A 2517-nucleotide genomic window follows, 5' to 3' on the forward strand; every position below is an offset into this window, starting at 1 on the left:
CCTGTCGTCGGCCAACAGCTCGATCAGCTCGCTGTCCACGTCGACCTCGACGGGCCTGAGCTCGACCAATAGCTCGGTCGCCTCGCTGTCGACGTCCACGTCGACCGGCCTCTCGTCGGCTAATAGCTCGATCTCGTCGCTGTCCACGTCGACCTCGACGGGCATCAACTCCCTGTCGACGGGCCTCAGCTCGACCAGCAGCTCGGTTACGTCGCTGTCGTCGTCCACGTCGACCGGTCTCTCGTCAGCCAACAGCTCGATCTCGTCCCTGTCCACCTCGACGTCGACGGGCCTCAGCTCGACCAATAGCTCGGTTACGTCGCTGTCGACCTCCACGTCGACCGGCCTCTCGTCGGCTAATAGCTCGATCTCGTCGCTGTCCACGTCGACCTCGACCGGCATCAACTCCCTGTCGACTGGCCTGAGCTCGACCAATAGCTCGGTTACGTCGCTGTCGTCCTCCACGTCGACCGGTCTCTCGTCGGCTAACAGCTCGATCAGCTCGCTGTCCACGTCGACCTCGACCGGCCTGAGCTCGACCAACAGCTCGGTCGCCTCGCTGTCGACGTCCACGTCGACCGGTCTCTCGTCGGCTAATAGCTCGATCAGTTCGCTGTCCACGTCGACCTCGACCGGCCTCAGCTCGACCAATAGCTCGGTTGCGTCGCTGTCGACCTCCACGTCGACGGGTCTCTCGTCGGCTAACAGCTCGATCTCGTCCCTGTCCACCTCGACCTCGACGGGCATCAACTCGCTGTCCACTGGCCTGAGCTCGACCAACAGCTCGGTTGCTTCACTGTCGACCTCCACGTCGACCGGTCTCTCGTCGGCTAACAGCTCGATCAGCTCGCTGTCCACGTCGACCTCGACCGGCATCAACTCGCTGTCGACTGGCCTCAGCTCGACCAACAGCACGGTCGCGTCGCTGTCGACCTCCACGTCGACCGGCCTCTCGTCGGCTAACAGCTCGATCTCGTCGCTGTCCACGTCGACCTCGACGGGTATCAACTCGTTGTCCACCGGCCTCAGCACGGTCACGACCAAGACCGACAACCTCGGCAGCAGCACGGCCTCCGCCCTCGGCGGCGGTGCGAAGTACGATCCGACGACCGGAACGGTTTCCGCTCCGGCGTACACCACGTACAACACGAATGGCACGACGTCGACCGCCAGCAGCGTCGGCTCGGCAATCGACAGCATCAACAGCCAGGGCATCAAGTACTTCCACGCGAATTCGACGGCAGCGGACAGCCAGGCGCTCGGCACCGACTCGGTCGCGATCGGCCCGAATGCCGTCGCCAACAACAACGGCGACGTCGCACTCGGCAGCGGCTCCGTCACCAGCACGCCCAACGCGACGCCGACGGGTACCGTCGGCGGCGTGACCAGCACGTTCGCGGGCGGCAATCCGAGCAGCGTGGTGAGCGTCGGCAACCCGAGCTCGGGCACCACGCGCCAAATCACCAATGTCGCGGCAGGTCAGATCACGGCGACCAGCACGGACGCGATCAACGGCTCCCAACTCTTCGCGACCAATTCCATCGTGGATTCGCTGTCGACGACGGTGTCGTCGTCCAGCAGCGCAATCTCGTCGCTGTCGACCGGCATCACTTCGTTGTCGACGGGTCTCAGCTCGACCAACAGCTCGGTGACCTCGCTGTCGTCCTCGACTTCGACGGGGCTGTCGTCGGCAAATAGCTCGATCGCGTCGCTCTCCACGTCGACGTCGACGGGTATCAGCTCGCTGTCGACCGGCCTCAGCTCGACCGATAGCTCGGTCGCCTCGCTGTCGACTTCGACGTCGACCGGTCTCTCGTCGGCCAACAGCTCGATCAGCTCGCTGTCCACGTCGACTTCGACGGGCATCAACTCGCTGTCGACGGGCCTGAGCTCGACCGATAGCTCGGTCGCTTCGCTGTCGACTTCCACGTCGACCGGTCTGTCCTCGGCAACCAGCTCGATTTCGTCGCTGTCGACCTCCACGTCGACCGGCCTGTCGTCGGCCAACAGCTCGATCAGCTCGCTGTCCACCTCGACCTCGACCGGCATCAACTCGCTGTCGACTGGCCTGAGCTCGACCGATAGCTCGGTGGCCTCGCTCTCGACTTCGACGTCGACCGGTCTGTCCTCGGCAACCAGCTCGATTTCGTCGCTCTCGACCTCCACGTCGACCGGCCTCTCGTCGGCGACCAGCTCGATCAGCTCGCTGTCCACGGGCCTCAGCTCGACCGATAGCTCGGTCGCTTCGCTGTCGACTTCCACGTCGACGGGTCTCTCGTCGGCGACCAGCTCGATCAGTTCGCTGTCCACCTCGACCTCGACGGGTATCAGCTCGTTGTCGACCGGCCTGAGCTCGACCGATAGCTCGGTCGCCTCGCTGTCGACCTCCACGTCGACGGGTCTCTCGACGGCGACCAGCTCGATCAGCTCGCTGTCCACCTCGACCTCGACGGGCATCAGCTCGCTGTCGACTGGCCTGAGCTCGACCGATAGCTCGGTCGCCTCGCTGTCGACTTC

At 64.6% G+C, this 2517-nt stretch carries 1 pseudogene; it reads left to right on the forward strand.

Annotated elements, in window-relative coordinates:
• Positions 1 to 2517: pseudogene (locus tag U5771_RS34865) on the forward strand (hemagglutinin); the annotation flags it as partial.

The sequence above is a fragment of the Burkholderia sp. BCC1977 genome, from assembly GCF_905339595.1.
Classification (GTDB): Bacteria; Pseudomonadota; Gammaproteobacteria; order Burkholderiales; family Burkholderiaceae; genus Burkholderia.